The 19,914-nt window shown below is 68.7% G+C and carries 22 protein-coding genes; 7 read left to right on the top strand and 15 right to left on the bottom strand.

Going from position 1 to position 19,914, the window contains the following annotated elements; all coding sequences use genetic code 11:
- The 3 genes from AC2CHE_RS23895 to AC2CHE_RS23885 form a co-directional block, all read right to left on the bottom strand.
- On the bottom strand, window positions 1-706 hold a 706-nt coding region (locus AC2CHE_RS23895), incomplete at its 3' end, for a non-reducing end alpha-L-arabinofuranosidase family hydrolase (RefSeq protein WP_484507096.1).
- Between the two features lie 559 nt (window positions 707-1,265).
- Window positions 1,266-2,456 carry a DUF2254 domain-containing protein gene (locus AC2CHE_RS23890; RefSeq protein WP_484507095.1) on the bottom strand — a complete coding sequence of 397 codons (1,191 nt, stop codon included), beginning with the start codon at window positions 2,454-2,456 and terminating at the stop codon, window positions 1,266-1,268.
- Window positions 2,453-3,124 (bottom strand): hypothetical protein, encoded by a 672-nt coding sequence (locus AC2CHE_RS23885; protein ID WP_484507094.1) that lies wholly within the window; start codon window positions 3,122-3,124, stop codon window positions 2,453-2,455. The genes AC2CHE_RS23890 and AC2CHE_RS23885 overlap by 4 nt, the downstream gene beginning before the upstream one ends.
- A 367-nt stretch (window positions 3,125-3,491) precedes the next feature.
- Here AC2CHE_RS23885 and AC2CHE_RS23880 point away from each other — a divergent pair, with 367 nt between their 5' ends.
- A complete protein-coding gene (locus AC2CHE_RS23880) occupies window positions 3,492-3,767 on the top strand; it encodes a BON domain-containing protein (RefSeq protein ID WP_484507093.1) in 276 nt (91 codons plus the stop codon).
- Between the two features lie 72 nt (window positions 3,768-3,839).
- On the top strand, window positions 3,840-4,355 hold the full coding sequence (locus tag AC2CHE_RS23875; protein ID WP_484507092.1) for a DUF421 domain-containing protein: 516 nt from the start codon (window positions 3,840-3,842) through the stop codon (window positions 4,353-4,355).
- Between the two features lie 36 nt (window positions 4,356-4,391).
- Here the strand turns inward: AC2CHE_RS23875 and AC2CHE_RS23870 are convergent, their stop codons facing one another.
- The 5 genes from AC2CHE_RS23870 to AC2CHE_RS23850 all read right to left on the bottom strand — a co-directional run bounded on the left by AC2CHE_RS23870 (window position 4,392) and on the right by AC2CHE_RS23850 (window position 8,952).
- Window positions 4,392-4,724 (bottom strand): hypothetical protein, encoded by a 333-nt coding sequence (locus tag AC2CHE_RS23870; RefSeq protein WP_484507091.1) that lies wholly within the window; start codon window positions 4,722-4,724, stop codon window positions 4,392-4,394.
- A gap of 184 nt (window positions 4,725-4,908) precedes the next feature.
- Entirely contained in the window at window positions 4,909-6,180 is a 1,272-nt protein-coding gene (locus tag AC2CHE_RS23865) for a CehA/McbA family metallohydrolase (RefSeq protein ID WP_484507090.1), read from the bottom strand.
- 192 nt (window positions 6,181-6,372) lie between these two features.
- A complete protein-coding gene (locus AC2CHE_RS23860; protein WP_484507089.1) occupies window positions 6,373-8,175 on the bottom strand; it encodes a carbohydrate-binding domain-containing protein in 1,803 nt (600 codons plus the stop codon).
- A gap of 223 nt (window positions 8,176-8,398) precedes the next feature.
- Window positions 8,399-8,770 (bottom strand): ArsR/SmtB family transcription factor, encoded by a 372-nt coding sequence (locus AC2CHE_RS23855; protein WP_093411352.1) that lies wholly within the window; start codon window positions 8,768-8,770, stop codon window positions 8,399-8,401.
- Window positions 8,771-8,814: 44 nt separating this feature from the next.
- Window positions 8,815-8,952, bottom strand: a complete 138-nt coding sequence (locus AC2CHE_RS23850) for a hypothetical protein (protein WP_484507088.1) — start codon at window positions 8,950-8,952, stop codon at window positions 8,815-8,817.
- A gap of 185 nt (window positions 8,953-9,137) precedes the next feature.
- Between AC2CHE_RS23850 and AC2CHE_RS23845 the strand changes: the two genes are divergently transcribed.
- Window positions 9,138-9,275, top strand: a complete 138-nt coding sequence (locus tag AC2CHE_RS23845; protein ID WP_484507087.1) for a hypothetical protein — start codon at window positions 9,138-9,140, stop codon at window positions 9,273-9,275.
- Window positions 9,276-9,340: 65 nt separating this feature from the next.
- Here the strand turns inward: AC2CHE_RS23845 and AC2CHE_RS23840 are convergent, their stop codons facing one another.
- From AC2CHE_RS23840 to AC2CHE_RS23810, 7 genes are all read right to left on the bottom strand, one after another.
- Window positions 9,341-10,621, bottom strand: coding sequence for a cellulose binding domain-containing protein (locus AC2CHE_RS23840; RefSeq protein WP_484507086.1), 1,281 nt, complete (start codon window positions 10,619-10,621; stop codon window positions 9,341-9,343).
- A 175-nt stretch (window positions 10,622-10,796) separates the two neighbouring features.
- Window positions 10,797-11,834 (bottom strand): PaaX family transcriptional regulator, encoded by a 1,038-nt coding sequence (locus AC2CHE_RS23835; protein WP_484507085.1) that lies wholly within the window; start codon window positions 11,832-11,834, stop codon window positions 10,797-10,799.
- Between the two features lie 89 nt (window positions 11,835-11,923).
- Window positions 11,924-12,703, bottom strand: a complete 780-nt coding sequence (locus AC2CHE_RS23830) for an SDR family oxidoreductase (RefSeq protein WP_484507084.1) — start codon at window positions 12,701-12,703, stop codon at window positions 11,924-11,926.
- 99 nt (window positions 12,704-12,802) lie between these two features.
- Window positions 12,803-14,590 carry a glycoside hydrolase family 15 protein gene (locus tag AC2CHE_RS23825; protein ID WP_484507083.1) on the bottom strand — a complete coding sequence of 596 codons (1,788 nt, stop codon included), beginning with the start codon at window positions 14,588-14,590 and terminating at the stop codon, window positions 12,803-12,805.
- A gap of 61 nt (window positions 14,591-14,651) precedes the next feature.
- The gene (locus tag AC2CHE_RS23820; RefSeq protein WP_484507082.1) at window positions 14,652-14,837 is read right to left on the bottom strand and encodes a hypothetical protein; all 186 of its coding nucleotides are present in this window, start codon (window positions 14,835-14,837) and stop codon (window positions 14,652-14,654) included.
- A gap of 191 nt (window positions 14,838-15,028) precedes the next feature.
- A complete protein-coding gene (locus tag AC2CHE_RS23815; protein WP_484507081.1) occupies window positions 15,029-15,580 on the bottom strand; it encodes a hypothetical protein in 552 nt (183 codons plus the stop codon).
- On the bottom strand, window positions 15,558-15,995 hold the full coding sequence (locus AC2CHE_RS23810) for an alpha/beta fold hydrolase (RefSeq protein WP_484507080.1): 438 nt from the start codon (window positions 15,993-15,995) through the stop codon (window positions 15,558-15,560). Before AC2CHE_RS23810 ends, AC2CHE_RS23815 begins: the two co-directional genes overlap by 23 nt.
- A gap of 212 nt (window positions 15,996-16,207) precedes the next feature.
- Between AC2CHE_RS23810 and AC2CHE_RS23805 the strand changes: the two genes are divergently transcribed.
- The 4 genes from AC2CHE_RS23805 to AC2CHE_RS23790 all read left to right on the top strand — a co-directional run.
- Entirely contained in the window at window positions 16,208-16,771 is a 564-nt protein-coding gene (locus AC2CHE_RS23805; RefSeq protein WP_484507079.1) for a TetR/AcrR family transcriptional regulator, read from the top strand.
- Window positions 16,772-16,801: 30 nt separating this feature from the next.
- Entirely contained in the window at window positions 16,802-16,987 is a 186-nt protein-coding gene (locus AC2CHE_RS23800) for a hypothetical protein (protein WP_484507078.1), read from the top strand.
- On the top strand, window positions 16,984-18,018 hold the full coding sequence (locus AC2CHE_RS23795; RefSeq protein ID WP_484507077.1) for an NAD-dependent epimerase/dehydratase family protein: 1,035 nt from the start codon (window positions 16,984-16,986) through the stop codon (window positions 18,016-18,018). Before AC2CHE_RS23800 ends, AC2CHE_RS23795 begins: the two co-directional genes overlap by 4 nt.
- A 658-nt stretch (window positions 18,019-18,676) precedes the next feature.
- The coding region (locus AC2CHE_RS23790) for a glycoside hydrolase family 10 protein (RefSeq protein ID WP_484507076.1) at window positions 18,677-19,914 on the top strand (1,238 nt) is incomplete at its 3' end.

Below are 19,914 nucleotides of genomic sequence, written 5' to 3'. Positions count from 1 at the left end.
AGTCCTTCAACGACACCCACCCCGACCGCGGCTGCGCCAGCGCACCCGTCGACGACCACCGGTACGACGACGGCAGGTCACACGTACCCGACGGCGGCGGCGTGGTCGGCGTCGGGTTTCCGCCACCATCCACCCGGACGAGTTGCCACTGCTGGTTGGCGCCGTTCCAGTCGTCGTACTGCACGATGTTCCCGCCGTCGGCGGTCGAGGCGCCCTGCACCTCCAGCACCTTGTTGCTGTTCCGGTTGATCAACCGGACGTGGCCGCCATCGGAGTCGGCCAGCCGGAACTGCTGGTTTGCCCCGTTGTGGTCGGCCCACTGGACGATGCTGGCACCGTTGGCGGTCGACCAGTTGTAGACGTCCAGCACCTTGTTGGACAGCCGCGACTTCAACCGGTAGTAGCCACCGCCCGAGTCCACGAACTGCCACTGCTGCTGGTTGCCGTTGTTCCGCGACCACTGGGTGATCCGGGCACCGTCGTTCGTGGCGAGGTTGTAAACGTCGAGCGCCTTGCCGCTGTTGCGGTTGACCAACACGTACCACGCGTTCGTGTCGACCGTCGCGGCTGCGGCGGGTGTCGACACCGCCACTGCGGCGGCGCTACCGGCCACCACCGCCGTCACGCCCGCTGCGGCGACCCGCAGCAACCACCTTCGCTGCCGCGAGGGCGGCGGGATAGCTGGAGACCTACCAGAGGCAGACATGTTCCTCCTTCAATGACCGAGAGCCGACCGGTCCGCCCGAGGATGGGCACACCGCAGACCCTCTGCGCCGTTCGTGTTAGCGCTAACATGATGGTCGACGCGTCCCCGCACACGCCTCGTCCTCCGGCCCGACGAAGCAGGCTCGCCCGGTAAGCCATAGGCATCGCCGTCCTTGAACATCGACTGTGGGCGATAACATGCCGTTCGTCAAGACGTAACGTCCCCGAATTACGAGGTAGCGACATCGCGGAGTTATCAGACACCGAGCTGCCACCACCTCGGCGCTACCACTCACGGACCGCCCGCGGCACCTCACACCGCCTCAACCGGCCGAACTTTCCGCCGAGCGCCCGTGACCGCCAATATGGTTACGCTAACATCGATGGTTTGCCATTCGTATAGACGACCGACAAGGGGCGCGTACGCCAGCCGGTGCCCCCACAGGCGTGCCGAATCCGGCCGGGCGGGTTCGAGGCCCGAGGCAGGTCTTCATCGAGCGTGCGGTCGGTCCGGGTCTCGGTCATCTCGTCGGCCTGTCGACAGCTGGCAGGCCCCGCCGTCAATTCGACGGCATCCGCCGCCGGATCGCCGGCCGGTGGGTAGGAAGTGCCACGGAGTCCAGGTCGATGACGACGGCGTCGAGCAGCCGGTTGATCCGAGGTTCCTCTTCGGCGGTGTTGCGCAGTTCGTCGACGATCATCGCCAGGTAGGTGTCGTAGGTGGCGCGGTGCGCCAGGACCCGAACCGTGTCGTCGTCATCGCGTACGATCCCGACCGGATCGGGCCGGGTCGCGAGCCGGCGGAGCAGGTCATGCGCCTCCTCGACGACGCGTACGGCGGTGGTGACGTCGGCGGAGGCAGGAGAGAGCGCACGCGCGGCGATGTCCGTCAACTGCCGTAGACCGAACCCGACGTCCTGGCCTGGGGTGCGCTCGACGTCGATGGTGACCGCGTTGGCGACGCGTTCGACGAGCAGTGGGCGGGGTTCGCCGCTGGGCAGCCGATGGCAGTGCAGCAGCGGTGCCCCGGCAACCACGAAATCTCCCGGTGCCGGTACCACGGTGATCGCGCAGTCGTGGTCCCGGGCCAGCCGGGCGAGCAGGGCGAGGTCGGCGCTGGTGACCAGGCCCGCCGCTGGGGCCGGCACGACCTGCACCACCTCGCCCATGACCTCGGCCGACTCCTCGCGGTCGGGCACGTGCCGATCGATCGTACGTCGGGTCTGCGCGCCGATGGCGACGATGATGTGCGACACCCGCATCACCGTGGTGATGTGGTGCAGGTAGTAGATGAACATCGCGGTGCTGGCCAGGACGAGCGACATCGACACGGCGAGCGAGAGTTCGGGCAGCCGCTCGTCGTCGCGGGCCGGCAGAGCGGCCAGCACCACCATCGCGAAGAGGAACGTCGCCACGAACGTTCCGAGTGTCGACTGGATGACCCGGTCCTGGAGGAACGTGCGCAGCACCCGCGGCGAGTACTGACTGCTCGCCAGTTGCAGCGCCACGACCGTGATGGAGAAGACCAGCGCCGTGAACGAGATCATCGCCGTGATGATCGACGAGAGCAGGGACCGGGCACCGGCGGGACTGCTGGGCAGGATGGTCTCGACCGGCAGTTGCAGCTGCAGTTCCAGCACCGACAGGCCGATGGCCACCACGACGGCACTCGCCGCGAAGAGCGCCGGGACGAGCCAGAAACTCTGCCGTATGTCGGCGAGTCGGGCGGCAGCCGTACGAGGTCGTCTCATGTCGCCGTAGCCTTACGCTCTCGGTCGGCGCTGAGGAAGAAGGCGCCGAGTGCCCCGGCCAGGGTGCCGAACACGACCACCGAGTAGATCGCGAGTACCAGCTCGACCACCTGGGCGAATGGATCGTCCACGCCGAGTGGTTCACCCGTGATGGTGGTCATGGCCACGCCGTGCAACGCTGGCCCGTACGACTGGTAAGTGCCGGTGACGACCAGCAGTTGACCGACGCTGAGGACGACCGTCGCGGTGATGATCGCCAGCCACGCGATCCGGTCGGTCAGCAACCGTCCGGCCGAGCGCGAGCCGCGGACGGCGGCGGTGATGACGCCGCCGGCTCGGGCGGCGCGCAGGGCGGAGGCTGCCCGGGCGAAGCGGAGGAACGGCACGGCCAGGAAGATGATCTGCCACCAGTTGCGTCGCCAGAACCGGCGGGCGTCATGGCGGGCCAGCCAGGCGCGCAGGGCGAACTCGCCGACGAACACCGCCCACAGCACCCAGCCCAACACGGTCAGGGCGGTGGACAGCGTGGGATGGTTGGCGAGCGCCTGCCCGAGCACGACCAGCACGAAAAGCACGCCGAGGGCACCCATCGGCTTGTCGAGCCGTCGGGCGACGCCGTGCAGTGTCGCGTCCTCCGGCGCCCGCTCGCCGTCGCTGGGCGGGCTCATCGCCGCGCCGACCGGGCGATCCGGCCGGGGACGGGCTCCGACGGTCCGACCGGATGTCGGCGGTCGGTGTCACTACAGCCCGACCGGTGCCACCCGTTCACCGGTACGTCGCCCACGCGCTTGCTCGTGATGCCGTTCCGGAACGGTCGGCGGATCACGATGCGGTCCTCCCGGCGGTCGTGCGGCAGAGCCGTGGTCGGCGGCCTGGCTGGACCGCTACCCGAGATCCTGGGCGGCAAACGTCGTGCTGCCGATCTCCGTCGACCGTCACAGTCACGGGCAGAGACCGTCATCGGTTCGTCGTGTTGGCCGCCGTGGCCGCCGGGTAGGGCAGTCGTAGCAGACGAATCCCCTGAAGGAGTCGGCCATGACCCACCCCTGGTTCTTTACCCACGACCTGCCGCCGCTGTTCTATGCCGAACCCACCAACGAAGACACCCGACTGGCCTGTCAGCTGCTCACGAGCATGCAGCAGGATTCACGCCTGCGCCACGAACGCATCTGCATCGAGGTGCAGAACCGGGTGGTGGTGCTCGACGGCACGGTGAGCACGGCCGAGGTGAGCGCCGAGGCGCATGCCCTCGCCTGGCGGACACCGGGAGTGCACGACGTCAGCAACCGGCTCCGTCACCTGGGCGAGTGACCCGGATTCGATGGACGTGACCGGACCGGCTCTCGTTCTTTCGCGAATCCCGCATCCGGGTACGTCACCACGATGGTGCTGAACAATCCTGCCGATCTGGTCCGCCTGCTCGTGATCGCGGCGATCATCTATCCGGCGCTGGTGGTGATCCTGCGGGTCTCTGGCAAGCGGACGTTGTCCAAGCTGAACGCCTTCGACTTCGTGGTCACGGTCGCGCTGGGCTCGACGCTGGCGACGATCCTGCTCTCGCGGGACGTATCGCTGGTGGAGGGCATCCTCGCCCTGATCCTGCTGGTGACCTTGCAGTACGCGGTCGCGCTGCTCGCCGTACGTTGGCCACCGTCGCAGAAGGTGCTCAAGGCCCGGCCCACCATGCTGCTCCGGGACGGGCAGCTACGAACTGCGACCTTGCGGTCCAACCGGGTGGCGGAGAGCGAGATCCGGCAGGCCGCCCGCAGCCAGGGCGCGGGCGACCTCCATGACCTTGCTGCCGTGGTCCTGGAGACTGACGGCAGCCTGAGCGTCATCACCCGCGACCAACTCGGTGACGGCAGCACCCTCGTCGACGTGCGCGACGAGGGACGGTAGCCGGCCGAGCCGTGCGGTCCCGCCGCACAGCCCGCGTCAGCCCTCGATCGGTGGTCGGTCGATGTTGAGGTGGAATGCGCGCTCCTCGGCCTCCTGACGCGCCGCGAGGAAGTCGCGCTGCCAGTCCTGAGCGTCGTCCGGAATGCGGGCGACCACGTGCTCGCCGTGTACCCGCCCGTCCGCGTCGGTCAGGGTGACACCGACGACGGTGTGCCCGCGCCCCGGTATGGCGTAGTGGCGCACCGCCCAGCGGGCGGACATCTGCGCGGCATGGCGTCGACGTCGGGCACCGCCCGTCAGGACCACGGAAACCAGCAGGACGGCGGTCAGCACGACGACGGCGACGGCCAGGAACGCGACGATCCGCACCCACCCGAGGCTACCCCGCCGCCTGCCGGTGGTGCAGCGTACGAGGACGTCACCGGACCGGACCGGCCCGACCACCGGCTCCGACAGCCCTCGACTCCGACCCGGTCGTCCTCACACCAATCGGACAACAGATCTGATCGTCTATCTGCTGGCCCACCAGGCGTGACCCAGGGGACGGTTGCGTTCAGGGGCGTAGCCACCACGGGCTGGTGTACGCCACTCCGAAGTCGTTGCACGGGTGACCAGCCGGCCCGGGTGTGCCGTTGGGCAGGGACGGATCGGAGATCCGGAGCACCACCCAGTCGCCGTCGGCGACGTTGAGTGGCACCGTGAAGTCGGTGACCTGACCGTTGACCGTGTCGACGACGTCGACGACGGTCGGCGCGGAGGTACCGGGTCGCAGGACCTGGATCCGCAGCGGCTTTCCGTCCCAGGCCGAGCCGCGGTCGAGGTCCAGCAGAAACCGTACGTCGCCGGAGGCCACGTTCAGCACGCCACCCATGCGTACGCCGTTGGCCGTGGCGTCCACTCGCAGGCCGGAGACGCGGGTGGCGAAGGAACGACGGGCCGCCATCGCCTCGAACACCCCGGCCCGGGTGTTCTCGGTGACCCACAGGCCGCTGCGCCCCTTGCCCTCGTGGAAACCCCAGGTGGTGCCGTGCTCGTCGGTGACCCCGGTGAGGCCCGGCCGCCAGCCGGCGTTGAGGCAGGCCACCAGCGGCGACGTCATCCCGGACGACCAGCCTTCGAACAGATAGTCGTCGGTGCGATTGAACATCTCCAACCCCACCAGCTGGTCACGGGCCGAGGCGTTGAACGAGAAGTTGTCGAACCGGCCCAGCTCACGGCCAGGGTGATTGAAGCTGGCCAGCCCACCCGGCCGACCCGTCAGCCAGCGGTACAGGCTGCCGGCACTGCCGGCCCGCCACAGGTCGGCGAAGTCAGCGGTGTTCCACACGTTGATGTGCCCCTGCAACGGATGGGACCACTCGAATCCGCGGATCGCGGTGAACTGGCCCGGGTCGTTCGCGGCGTTGGCGAGATCACCGGTGGTCCGCCACTCGGAGGAGCTGATCCCGTCGATGGCGAAGAGCGTGGCGTGATCGGTCAGCGCGGCGACGTCCAGACCGGCCTCGCGCATCGAGGCGAACGCGGCCTCGGGACTGCCGTCACCGTCCGACGCGACGGTGTGATTGTGCATGTCGGCGTGGACCAGCAGCGTGCCCTGAGTGACCAGGGAGGTCCGAGCGGCGCCGGCCGCCACGGTCGGGGCGTTGGCCATCGTCGTGCTGGCCGCCCGAGCCGAGGTCGGCAGCGCGGCCAGCATCAGTGCGCCGCCGGTGCCGGCCAGCAGCGCCCGTCGGCCAAGCATCGGCGCGACGTTGACCTGACCGTACGGCACCTCGTCGTCGGACCGGTGGTCGTGGTGACAGTGATGGGGGTGATGTCCACTCATAGGCAAACATGAACATGTCTCTACTAGACGTCGCCACCAAGCTGGGTCGTCGGTCAGGCGAACACCTGCCGTACAGAGCTTCCCCGGCCCCGACCGACGCGAGGACAGCAGGCGATCATCCCCGCACCCCGCAGCCAGGGGAGCCCGGCGCCAGGTGGTGCCGGGCTCCCCTGATCGGGCGGTGGATACCGATCAGGTCGCGGTGCAGGTGAGGGTCGGTGCCGTGTTGCTGCCGTTCCAGCTACCGAGGAATCCGAAGGTGGCGCTGGCCCCGGCGCCGAGTGAGCCGTTGAAGGAGACGTTGGTCGCCGTCACCGCCGAGCCGCTGGCGCTGATGGTGGCGTTCCACGCCTGGCTGATCGTCTGACCGTTGGCAAAGGTCCAGGTCACCCGCCAACCATTGATCGCGGACGAGCCGGCGGTGACCCGCACCTCGCCCTGGAAGCCGCCCTGCCACTGACCGGCGACGCTGTAGGTCGCCGTACAGCCGCCAGCGCTCGGCGGCGGGGTCGTCGGGTTCGGTGGCGGGGTGGTCGGGCTCGGCGGCGGAGTGGTCGGCGGCGGCCAGCCCGGACCGCCGGGCGGCCAGCCGACCAGGCCGCCGCGGTACTGGCCGGCAGTGACGGTCATCAGCCTGGTGGCTCCCGCAATGCTGCCACCGCTGGTGGCCATGCCACCGATCGTCGTGCCGGAGAGGCTACCGCCCCGGTAGACCTCGTAGGTCTGCCCGTGCTGGATCCGGTTCGACGAGAAGACCACCTCCCGGAAGTTCTTGGGGGCACGGTAGGAGGCGAGCACCTGGCCGCCGGAGACCAGGTGGAGCAGGGTGCCGGCCGGCTGGCTGCTGGACAACTGGGGAGCCACCCAACCCTGGCCCGAGGTCGGCGGCAGGCTCAGCACCGCCATCGAGGTCGAACCCGCCCCGAGCACCGTGCCGCCGTTGAAGTGGACCGGGCCGTTCGAGTCGATCGCGCCCTCGCCGGGGCTGCCGGTGCTCGGTCCGCTGACCACGACCGTGCCGGCGGCGAAGGTCACCGAGCCGTTGGAGTCGATGCCGTCGATGCTGGAGTTGACCAGCGTGGTCCCGCCGGTGAACCGGACGAACGCGTTCGGTGCCACATCGAAGTCGCCGTACCCCTCCTCCACCGCGTTGATCGCGTCGTCGCGGGCGGTCACGTCGACGCTGCCGCCACTGATGGTGATCTGCCGGCTTTCGATCGCCTCGTAGGAGTTGGAGACGGTGACAGTGCCGCCGGAGATGGCGACGGTGTTCTCGCCCTTGATGGCGTCGTCACCGGCGTTCACCCGCACGGTGCCGTTCGAGATGGCGAGTCGACCCCGGTCGGCCTCGGTGTCGTCGGACCTGATGCCGTCACCGCCAGCGGTGACGTCGATGTTGCCCCCGGTGATGTCGAGGAAGTCCTTGCCCCGGATGCCGTCGTCGACCGCGTTCACCGTGATCGTGCCAGACTCGATGACCAGGCCGTCCTTGCTGGTGATGCCGTCGTACGCGTTGCCCCGCACGGCCAGCGCGCCGGTTCCGGTGATCCGCAGGTCCGCCTTGCTGAACAGGGCGGCGTTCGGCTCGTCGGTGCTCGGGTCCGGATAGACATAGCTGGTCGCGTCGGAGAGTCTGTTGGTGGTGCCGGCGGCGAGCGTGATCACGACCTGGTCGGCGTCGGCGACCTGCAACGGCGCGTTGCTGGAGTTGCTGATCGTGGCACCGTTGAGGATCAGTTCGACGGCACCCGAGGCGGAGGTGTCGACGTTCAGGTAACCGTCGTTGAGGGTGCCGCTGATCTCGTAGGTACCCGGCGCGGTGATTGTCACGGCCCGTCCGGCGATGGTGACGTCGGCGCTGGGGCTGGTGGCGCTGGCGCCGGTCAGCGTGATGGGTACGGTCGCCTGCGCGATGGCCGGTGCCCCCAGTGGGCCGGCGATCAGTGCGATCGCGAGCCCGACGGGGAGAATGGCTCTCAGCGGGATGCGTTTCATGGCTCTGTCCTGACTCGGATGGATGGGACGGGATCCACGCGTTCGGTAAACTATAGATGAACGTCGATGAATTTTCCCAGACCGCCCACCATGTGGCCACGCATCCGTCGTCGACTGGAAACGCCGACTGGCCGATGGCCAGGAGAACAGCCATCGGCTCAGTAACGTACCGCAGGACAGGTGCCGGTTCAGCCCGGCTCGGCGGCCGGCCCTCGACGGCCCGTCAGCGGCTCTTCTTCGCCGCCCGCTTTCGGGGTGGCGTCAGCAGGTCGGCGATCGCGGCGATCGCGGACGGCACCAGGCGGTAGTACGCCCAGACGCCCCGCTTGTCCCGCTCCAGCAGGCCAGCCTCGGTCAGGATCCGCAGGTGATGACTCACGGTCGGCTGGGAAAGCCCGAGCGGCGCGGTGAGGTCACTCACGGACGCCTCCCCCGTCGGAGACGACTGGATGAGGCTGAGCAGCCGCAGCCGTGCCGGGTCGGCAAATGCCTTCAGCACTCCCGCGAGGCGCTCGGCATCGGCAGGTTTGATCGGCTCGCCGGTGAGGGGCGAGATGGCGGGCGTCGTAGTCTTCGCAGTTCCCACGCCTTGCATCGTTGCAGCAACAAGCGCCGATTGGTGGTGAAACGAGGGCTGGATCACCGTGAGTTGTCCGAGAAAGTGCTGATGACGACCCTGCCGGACGACACGCCCCACCACGGCCCCCGGATCAGCAGGCCGATCGGCCCGAAGACACTGCCGCCGGTGAACACGCCGCCGCCGGACAGGACGCTCACCGCCCTCCGCAGCGCCCCTCCCGGTCCGCTGACCGTGGTGATCGGGATCCGGTTCGGGCGCACCGGGTACGACCGGGTGGCCCGCCGGTACGGCCGCCGCGCTGCTCGACGAGTTCGATCTCGCCGGCAAGAGCGACGACCTCGTCTTCACGCTCTCCGATGGTCAGCGTCGCCGGCTCCAGGTGGTGCGCGCACTGCTGCGGGTACCCCGGCTGCTGCTGGTCACCCTGGTGCAGGACTGCCAGCGGTTCACCGTGCTGATCAACGTCCTCGCGCCGGTGCTGCTGTTCGCCGGCGTGGATCGGCCGGAGGCGTCGCGATGAGCCGCGGCGCAACTGGACGGGCCGGTGCCGGACACCGGCCCGTCCAGTGGGCTGGTCTGGCGAGCTCAGTTTCCCGTGCAGGTGGCGGTGGCTCCGCTGCCGTTACCGGTGCCCTGGAATCCGAAATTGGTGGTCTGACCAGCGGCCAGTCGTCCGTTGTAGCTCTGGTTCGTGACGGTGATGGTGCCGCTGGTACCGCTGTTCACACCGTTCCACATCGAGCTGACCGACGCTCCGTTCGGCAGGTTGAGGGTGACCCGCCAGCCGGTGAGGGCGGCGCTTCCGGCGGTGACGTTGACGTTGGCGACGAACCCACCGTTCCACTGGTCCTGCACCGCGTAGACGGCGGTACAGGCGGGGGTCCCGGTGGGCGGCGGCGTAGTGGGAGGCGGCGTGGTGGGCGGCGGCGTAGTGGGCGGCGGGGTGGTGGGCGGCGGGGTGGTGGGCGGCGGCGTGGTGGGCGGCGGCGTGGTGGGCGGCGGCGTGGTGGGCGGCGGGTCACCGTCGAGGGTCAGGTTCTTCTGCTGGACGCTCCACTGGCTGCGGCACAGGCCGCAGTTGGCGCCGACGAAGTTGGTGCCGGCGGTCGTGTCGCCCTTCAGCCGCCATTTGAGGTAGAGCACCGTCACCCGGCCGAACTCACCCCCGTTGGGCTGGTCGTAGGTCCCACCGTGCCCGACGTTCAGGTTGCCCATGAAAGCGGGCAGCCCGGCCGGCAGCTTGCCCCAGTCGTCGATGGCGTTCGGGTAGGCGATGTCGCTGGGCCCACCGATGAAGTACGCGATCGGCTTGGTCAGTCGACGGAGCTGGTAGTCGTCGGCATCATTCAACAAGCCGCTGCTGAAGATGCCGGTGGTGGTGACGCGCGGGTCGTTGGAGACGGCGTAGGCCTCCAACCCCCCGCAGGAGAACCCGGCCACGGCGACCTTGGACGTGTCGAGTTTGCCGTAATACTTGCTGCCCTGCCGGGAGTTCTCCGCGAAGGCCCAGTCGATGGACTGGGTGAGCATCTGGGAGTTGGTGGAGCCGGATCCGTTCGGGGCCCCGTTGGCGATGGCGAGGAAGCCGTGGGAGGCGATCTCGCGGAGGAAGTTGCCCTGCGACAGGCCGTTGGCGGAGCAACCGCCGTTGCCCCAGACCAGGATGGGAAGACGCTCGGCCGGCAGCGTCTGGGGCCGGAAGATGGTGTGATTGGCCAGGCTGGCCGAGGTCTCGTAATCGGCCGGATAGGGACCGGAACCGCCGACCGCGGCACCGGCCGGTGACGCGCCCAGCGTCACGATCACGGCGGTAACCGGGACGATCGCGGCTACCAGGCCGGCGTAGATCTTCGATCTCCTGCTCATGCACCCTCCAGCGGATGTCGGGACGGCGCTCCCTGCGGCGGCGATGGTGGTGGTTCATTCGCAACCCGGCCCGGGTGGCCAGCGCTGGCCACGGGTCAGGTAGGTGCGCGCGCGGACCGCCCGGCCGCGGTCCCCACAGGCAGTCCGATGGGAGCTGTGTGCAGTTACTATCACTCTAGCAACGAAAAGTGTCAATATTTTGCCTCGTCGCCCGGACCCCGATCGCCGCCGGCTCACCGGGGTGAGCTGCCGCATTTCCGCCAGTCGGCTCGGGTCGGGTGGGGTCGCGTGAGGCCTGAAAGTGTGTGATCCACGAGGCGGCGTCCGGCCAGTACGGTGTCGCCACCTGGACCAGCCGCGCCTGCGCGAGCGCACCGAGCTCGGAATGGATGTCCAGGAACGTGTCTCTGGCCTGCTGGCGAGGCCAGGGACTGGGCAGCAGGTGGTGCGGCAGATCCGGATCGATGTCCGGGAACTTCCGCCAGGAATCCATGGCGGATGTACGGGCGACCAGCGCCCGGGCGGCGTCCACCTGACCGTTACGGGCGGCCGCTCGCAGCTCCGCGTACTGCTCGATGAAAGCCGTGTAGGCAGCGGCGATTGCGGTCAGGTCGTACGCGGAGGCCGGTCCGTGGGGCCCCGACTCCTCGTCGAAGCGTACGAGCATGATCGACCACCGGGCACCCTCGACGTGGTGTAGCAGCTCACTGAGCGCCTCGCGCACCGGCCCGACCTCGCGTCCCGGCCGGATCCACACGCTGTCGTACAGGCCCACGAACCGCAGTGCGCTCAACGACCTGCGCACCGCGTGGCGGGCCGCCTGGCCGGAGCTGGCGATCGAGAAGGACACCAACACCCATTCGCCGGTCCACTGCGGCGGCTGGGCACCGAAGTTCAGGAAGTGCTGCATCCGGGAGCGATGCTTGGCGATCGCCTGCGAGGTGAGGTGGTAGACCGGTGGTCGTCCGCTGCCCCGCGTCGCGATCAGACCCCGTTTGACCAACCGGGACAACGCCGCACGGGCACTGGACTCGCTCACCCCGAACTCACGCAGAATCGCGATGATCGCCGTCGATGGCAGATCGGCATCCGAGGAGTCGAGATACTCGCCGAGCAGGGTCGTCAGCAGATGCTGCGGGCTGGAACCGATCTGGGCCCGGGGAATGCGGACCTCGTCGGCGGACTCCTGGGCGTTCACCTCAACAGCCTGCATCACCCTCCTGGCGCATCAGCTCGTCGGCCGCCGACCGAACCGGGTGTGTCGAGCCGCTCGACACACGTCGGCGGGGTCGGGTGTGGCGGCTACGCGCCCTGTCCCTGGTTCTGCATCAGGCCGCCGTCCATGAAGTACGTCGACCCGGTCACGTAGTCGGCGTCGTCGCTGGCCAGGAAGACCGCGAGCTTGGCGATCTCCTCCGGCTGCGCGGCCCGCTTCCACGGGATCGACTGCACCTGTTCCTCCAGGAATTTCGGGTCGTCGATCGCCTGCTGGTTGAACGGGGTGAGCACCATGCCCGGCCCGATGTTGTTCACGTTCATGTGCATCGGAGCGACCTCCAGGGCGATGCTCTTGGCCAGCTCGAGCATGCCGCCCTTGCTGGCGTCATAGTCGGAGCCGCCGGCCCGGGCCACTTCCTGATGTACCGAGGTGATGTTGATGATCTTGCCGTGTCCGCCCTGGTCGCGGCGGTGCCGAATGAACCGTCGACAGCAGAAGAACATCCCGTACAGGTTGGTCCGGATCGACCGGTCCCAGGTCTGGGTGTCCAGGTCGGCAACCGGGATGCCGGAGGCGTCCACGCCCGCATCGTTCATCAGGACGTCCAGCCGGTCGAACTTCGCAAGGGCCTCGTCGAACATCGCCTCGACCTGGTGTTCGACGCTGATGTCGCCCTGGACCACGACGGCCCGCCGACCGGCCTTCTCGATCTCGGCCTTCGTGTGGTTCGCGCCCGCGTGATCGTGCAGGTAGTGCACCACGACGTCGGCGCCCTCGCGGCCGAACTCGATCGCGGTGGCTTGTCCGATTCCCGAGTCCGAGCCGGTGATCAGAGCGGTCCTACCCGCCAGCCGTCCGGTCATCAGGGCTCCCCCCCTCGCTGCCGCTCGCGGCTTACCCGCCTGCCCCGGTCCTAATCGAGCGGGATGGCAGCCGGCGGGAATCGTGCCGGCCTCCGGTCGCTACGGTGCGATCCCGTTCTCCACCTGGTCGATGACCCAGGCGGCGTTGATGAGACCAATGTGGGACAGCGCCTGGGGGAAGTTCCCGATCTGGCTGCCGTCGCTGCGATCGATCTCCTCCGAGAGCAGGCCGAGATCGTTTGCTCGGGCGGTCACGCTGTCGAAGATCTGCCGGGCCGCGTCGATCCGCCCGGCAAGCGCCAATGCCGCGACCAACCAGTACGAGCAGATGATGAAGGCGCCCTCATCGCCCGCTCCCGTCCAGCGTTGCACCAGACCGTCCCGGGTCAGGTCACGTTGGATGGCTCGCACCGTGGCGAGGACCCGCTCGTCGTCGCCGGGCAGGAACCCGAGGACCGTCATGCCGAGCACGCTGGCATCGAGGTGGTCGGACCCGAACGCGCCGGTGAACGCCCCGCTCGACGCGTGCCAACCCTCGCCGAGAATCGCCGCGCGTACCTCGTCCCTGGCCTTCGACCACCGTGGGACCGCCGTCTCGGCGTCGAGCTTCCGCGCCAGCTTGACGGCCCGATCCAGGGCCACCCAGCACGCCAGCTTCGAGGTCAGGTAGTGGCGCTCGCCCTCGCGTCCTTCCCAGATGCCCGCATCCGGCTGCCGCCACGTGTCGGCGGCCCGGTCGGCCAGCGATCGAAGCAGGTCCGTAGCAGCGGGCGACAGATCCGCCATCTGGTCCCGCAGGATCCACGCGGATTCCAGCACCTCGCCGAGGACGTCGAGTTGCTTCTGCTGCCAGGCGTCGTTGGCGATCCGCACCGGCCGGCTGCCGCGGTAGCCCGCCAGGTGTTCCAGGGTGTGCTCGGTCAGGTCACGCTCGCCGGCGACGCCGAACATGATCGGCACGTGGTCATCCCCGCTCACCGACCCCATCGAGGCGGCCATCCAGTCGAAGAACCTGAGTGCCTCGTGGGTACAGGCGGCGACCCACAGCGCCTTGAGCGTGAAGCTGCCGTCGCGCAGCCAGGCGAACCGGTAGTCCCAGTTCGCCGCGCCGCCGACCTCCTCCGGCAACGAGGTGGTGGCCGCGGCGACCACGGCACCGGTCGGCTGGTAGGTCAACGCCTGCAACACCATGGCGCTACGCCGGACCTGCTCGCGGTAGGGCCCCTGATAGCCCTGGTGGATGCGATCCCACGACTGCCATGCCTCGACGGTGTCGCGTAGGGCGACACGGCCGTCCAGCGGCACGATCTGCTGGTCAACGGCGCGGCGGTGGTGCAGCGCGAGCAGGGCGCTGTCGCCCTCGGCCAGCGTGAATCGTCCGGTCACCAGCGGACCGTCGATAACCAGATCACGATCGCTGGTCAGCACCAGCCGGTCGGCTCCACCGGATATCTCGATCCCCGCCGGCGTCTCGGCGATCGAGGGACTTATCAGCCCGTACTCCGGGCGGGCCGCGACCTCGATCGCCACCTCCACCGTGCCGGCGACTGTCTCGAGTTGCCGCAGCAGGACGTGCGGGGACGTGAAGCCGATCCGGTGACCGCGTTCGCCGAAGCCGAGACCGAGGGCATCCGTCACACCCAGCACGCCGTGCTGGGTGTGGAACTCCGTACGCAGCACCATCGTCCCGTCCAGGTACTGCCGGACGGTCGTGTACGGCCCGACCGGCCGGATCGACCAGTGGCCACCGGTAGCGTCGAGCAGGCGCGCGAAGACACTCGGTGCGTCGAATCTGGGCGGGCACCACCAGTCCACGGACCCGTCCGAGGAGACCAATGCGGCACCCTGACAGTCGCCGAGCAACGCGTAGTCGCTGATCACAGCCACATCCCGCGCGTACCCACGGTGATGCCCGATACGCGTTCGTCGCCAAGGACGGTCGGTGGCGCTACTCCGGGCGCTCGCCCGAGCCTTCCGTGCGCCCCGGTGCCGGGGGCGAGGCCACGGCGAACGGGTGGCGGAGCCGCCGCATCGCTTCTTCACTGCCGTCGACACGAGTGCCCGAATCTTCGGATCCGTCGAGGGTGGATGCGGCGAGAAACAGCGCCGAACCGGGCTTGCCCTTCGATGCCATGCAAATCCTTTATTGGAGCGGAGCGCATTCACAGCGCGAGATGAACCGGAGGGGCGACGTCTCGAAGTCCGACGTTCGTCACGAGCCTGACTGCGGCCCCCGGTCGCGGACCGACGTCCGCCGGCATCGACAGTACCGCCTCCGGCGTCCGCGCCCGTCCCGGGACCGATCCGCCCGCCTGCTGGCGTCGGTCAGCGGCGGTCGAGCGCCGACTGTAGGCGTTGGATGAGCGTCTTGCGGCCCTTGCCTGCGCGTTCTTCGCGGAGTGCCGCCTTGAGCTGGCCGGTGTCGAGGTCGCGAACGTGTCGGGTCGCCTCGGCGACCGGCAGTTCGGTGAGCGACCCGGACGACGCGGCGTTCCGTCGCGCGCGCTTGGCCGGGCCGGTGTTGGCGACATACTGCTTGCCGGACTTCGACGCCTTCCGCTTCTTCGCGTCGGTCGCGCGTCGCTGCTCCGCAGAGAGCTGGTTCCAAGCCTGCTCAGGCAGGTAACGGTCGGTTTCGCCACCATGTCGCGCCCGCGTGCCACCCTCCTTGGTCCGCCACTTCTGGTCGCCCCATTGCTGCAGCGACTTCTGCCGCTCGTCCTTCGGGCCCTGATAGCCGCCACCGCGTTTCTGGTACTCCTTGGTGAGCAGCTGCGACTTGCGCGCCGACCACTGTCCGGGACGGCCGCCCCGGTCGGACGCCTTGATCTCTTCCTTGAGCTGTTCGCGCAGCTCAGGCTTCGTATACCGTGCCATGCGCACTGGGTACCCGTGGTCGATCCCGGTACTCACTGACACCGGTCGACACCGGGTACTGCACCAGCGTGTCGGCGAGCGTGCTGCCCGGGTACTGCCCGGACAGCGACAGCGCCGACTCACCGGTTTCCGGAGCGAAGGCGTTGACGTACACGAGGGCACGCACCGATGTCTCGTCAGCGGCAGCCTGCGTGATCACCATCCCGCCGTACGAGTGGCCGACGAGAATGACCGGCCCGCCGATCCTCCGCATCACGTCTCGCACATAAGCGGCGTCGCCCGCGATGCTCCGCAGCGGGTTGGCGACCGCCACCACGTCGTAGGCGGCACCGAGCCGCTCGATCACGCCGTTCCAACTCGCCGACTCGGCGACCGCGCCGTGCACGAGGATGATGGTGGGCTGAGCATCAGCCATGACGCTGTGCTCCCTCACTCCGTGACGTTGTCCACCGCCGGCCTCGACGGTGGTCGTGAATACCCGCCAGGCAACGGTGAAACCGGCCGGCAGGCTCAGCAGGGCGACCGTTCTCGGCCCATCGATCGCTGCTTCGGTTTCGTTTCCCGACTTGCTTGACCACCTCTCCGCTCGCGCAGTAAGTTAGCCAACTAACTGACAATGGGAGGGGCATGGTGAACCACCAACCCGACAAACGCAGCCGGCTGATCGACGCCGCCGTCCGGCTCGTACACGAGCAGGGGTTCGCCCGGACCACGCTCGCGGACATCGCCGGCGCGGCCGAGGTGCCACTGGGCAACGTCTACTACTACTTCAAGACGAAGGAAGCCATCGGCGAAGCGCTAGTCGCCCAACACGCTGGGCATTACGCCTTGTTGCGTCGACAGTGGAATCAGAGTGGCGACGCCCGGTCGCGACTGGCGGCGTTCGTGCAGATGACGGCTGAGAACCGCGCGGTACTGGCCCGCAGCGGCTGTCCGGTCGGCACCCTGTGTGCCGAGTTGCACAAGGCCGGCGGTCCGCTGGCCGAGCAGGCCGGCGCCATCTTCACCGAATTGCTCGGCTGGCTGAAGGAACAGTTCCGCGCGCTCGGCCGCGACGCCGACGCCGACGGCCTGGCCCTGCACCTGTTGTCCGCGCTCCAGGGCGTGTCGCTGATCGCGCACAGCCTCGACGACCCCGAGTACGTCGATCGGGAGACCACCAGGCTCACCGGCTGGATCGAAACCCTGTAGTCCCGCCCTCGGCAACAGCAAGGAGCGACCGTGATTGTCCTACTGCCCGCCCCGAACGGCACCCTGACATCGGCCCGAACGGGCATCGACCTGCCGGCCCGGCCGATGTCGGCCGGCCGCGGGGACCGCCCGCCGTTCCTGCCGGAGGCAACCCGCCTGGGGGACTCGACGATCGGCAGGTTTGCCGCCGGCGGCCCGACCGAGGCGATGGCATGAGCCGACAACCGCACCCCACGCGAGTTCTGGTCACCGGTGCCACCGGATTCCTCGGCCGCAACATCCTCGCCGCGTTTGCCGCGCGGCCCGACGTCACCCTCATCGCCGCCTGCCGCACGCCCGACCGGCTTCCTACAGCCTTCTCCGGCGAAACCCGGGTGGGCGACCTGCGCGACGCCGAGTACCGCAAGGCGGTCGTCAAGGACGTGGACGTCGTCTGCCACGCCGGCACCTGGGGCGCCTTCTGGGGCCACGCCGAGTTGGAGCGCCGCCAGTTCTTCGAGCCCAACCGGGACCTCATCGACCAGGCGATCGACCGGGGCGTCCGCCGCTTCGTCCAGACCAGCACGATCGCGATCGCCGCGCGCCCCGCCGGCGGCGGGCCGACCAACGACTTCGCCCCGACCCGCCGCACCGGCTTCTGGCCCCACCTCGACCGGCTCATCGACCTCGACGACCACATGCGCCGTCGCAGCGATCGCGGCACCCAGATGGTCACCATGCGCCTCGGGCACTTCGTCGGCGCCGGCAACGCCCTCGGTATGGTGCCGGCTCTCGTACCCCGGCTACGCACCCGCCTCGTGCCCTGGCTCGCCGGGGGACGCGCCCGACTCGCACTGGTGGGCGGCAGCGACCTGGGCGAGGCGTTTGCACTGGCCGCTACCGCCCATGGGCTCGACGACTATGAGTCGTTCAACATCTGCGGCCCGATCTCGCCCACAGCCCGCGAAGTCATCGAGTTCATCGCCGACGAGACCGGGTCCCCACGCCCCTGGTTCAGCGTCCCGTACACCGCCGGCTACGCCTTTGCCTGGCTCATGGAGAAGTTGCAACCCGTCCTGCCCGGCGCCGAACCCTTCCTGACCCGCTCTCTGGTGCACGTCTCCGAAGACTGGGACTGCCCCTCCGAGCACGCCACTCGCACACTCGGCTACACACCGCGCGAGGACTGGCGAAACGCCGTTCGCGCAGCTCTCACCGAAGCCAAGGCCGCCGGGTACCCCTGGCCCCGCCTCGCCCAACCCGCTTGAACGACAAGGGCGACAACACCGGCATCATGCCGATGATCGATCGAGCGTCGACGTTTTTTCGCCTCGCCCACCGTCGGTAGCAGGTAGCACCGGAAGTCCTAGAACCCGGCCGACAGACCCCTGAGCCGGCGGCGGCTGTCAGCTCTTCGAAGCGTCGTGGCTGACGGCCGCCGCCCTGGTGCCGCCACTTCCGTCCCGCCAGCGAGCTGGGCCTGAGCCGGACCGACACGCGGCACCGCCAGCCGCACCAGGAGCTCCGGCACCGATCCTCGGCCGAAAAACTACCGGTCGATGACCGAAACTACCGGTTGAAAACCATCGATTTATCTGCCAGCCTGAAGCCATCGATGGATGTGATCGCTAACATGCCGCCCACCCCCTGGAGGCGCCGCACTCGAACACCAGCCCACCACCTGCCAGGTCGCCTCACCCACCACCTCAGCCCAACGCGCGCCACTACCCGGCGGTCAACCTGGCCATCTCATCGCAACCCTCCACCTGCTGGTCAGGTGACCTGAGCCGACTCGCCCTCCGGGCGGTCGTCGGATGTGAGTCCCGGCTTCGGCCGGCGGTCTCAGCATCGTGGTCGCCCGCCAACCGGGCGGAGCCCGCCACCACACAGCGACCGAGTTTCGTACCCCATCAATGGAGGATCAGCATGATCTCCCGGACCCGTCCCTCCGGGCGTCGACTTCGAACGCTCTCTGCATCCGGAAGTGCCGCGATAGTTGCGGCCCTCGTCGTGTCGTTGCTGCCCAGTCTCGCCCAGGCTGCCGAGACCACTCTCGCCGCGGCTGCGGGCCAGTCCGGGCGGTACTTCGGGACCGCGGTGGCCGCGAACAGGCTCTCCGACTCCACCTACGTCAACATCCTGAACCGTGAGTTCAACTCGGTCACGGCCGAGAACGAGATGAAGATCGACGCGACCGAGCCGCAGCAGAACAACTTCACGTTCGGCAACGCGGACCGGATCGTCAACCACGCCCTGTCCCGGGGCTGGAAGGTGCGGGGTCACACCCTGGCCTGGCACTCGCAGCAGCCTGGCTGGATGCAGCAGATGGAAGGCTCGGCGCTGCGTAACGCGATGCTGAACCACGTCACCCGGGTCGCGACCTACTACCGCGGCAAGATCGACTCGTGGGACGTGGTGAACGAGGCGTTCGACGACGGCAACAACGGCGCGCGTCGTAACTCGAACCTGCAGCGCACCGGCAACGACTGGATCGAGGCCGCGTTCCGGGCCGCCCGGGCCGCCGACCCGGGCGCCAAGCTCTGCTACAACGACTACAACACCGACAACTGGACCTGGGCCAAGACCCAGGCCGTCTACCGGATGGTGCAGGACTTCAAGCAGCGTGGCGTGCCGATCGACTGCGTCGGGTTCCAGTCGCACTTCAACGCCCAGTCTGCGTACAACAGCAACTACCGCACCACGCTGTCCAGCTTCGCCGCCCTCGGCGTGGACGTGCAGATCACCGAGCTGGACATCGAAGGCTCCGGCGCCAGCCAGGCCAACACCTACCGCAACGTGGTCAACGACTGCCTCGCGGTGCCCCGCTGCAACGGCATCACCGTATGGGGCATCCGCGACAGCGACTCGTGGCGCTCGAGCGGCACCCCGCTGCTGTTCGACAACAACGGCAACAAGAAGCAGGCGTACACGGCCACCCTGGACGCGTTGAACAGCGCCGGCCCCGGCCCCACTCCCACTCCGACCACGCCGGATCCCACGCCGACCACGCCGGATCCCACCCCGACCACGCCGCCGCCCTCCGGCTCGGCCAACGAGATCGTCGGCAGCCAGTCGAACCGCTGCATCGACGTCACCAACGCCTCCCGCAACAACGGCACCCGCGTCCAGCTCTACGACTGCAACAAGCAGACCAACCAAGCCTG

The organism is Micromonospora sp. ATLC16 (assembly GCF_057196645.1).
The sequence above is the reverse complement of the archived record's forward strand: the minus strand, read 5'-3'. Positions and strand labels throughout refer to the sequence as shown.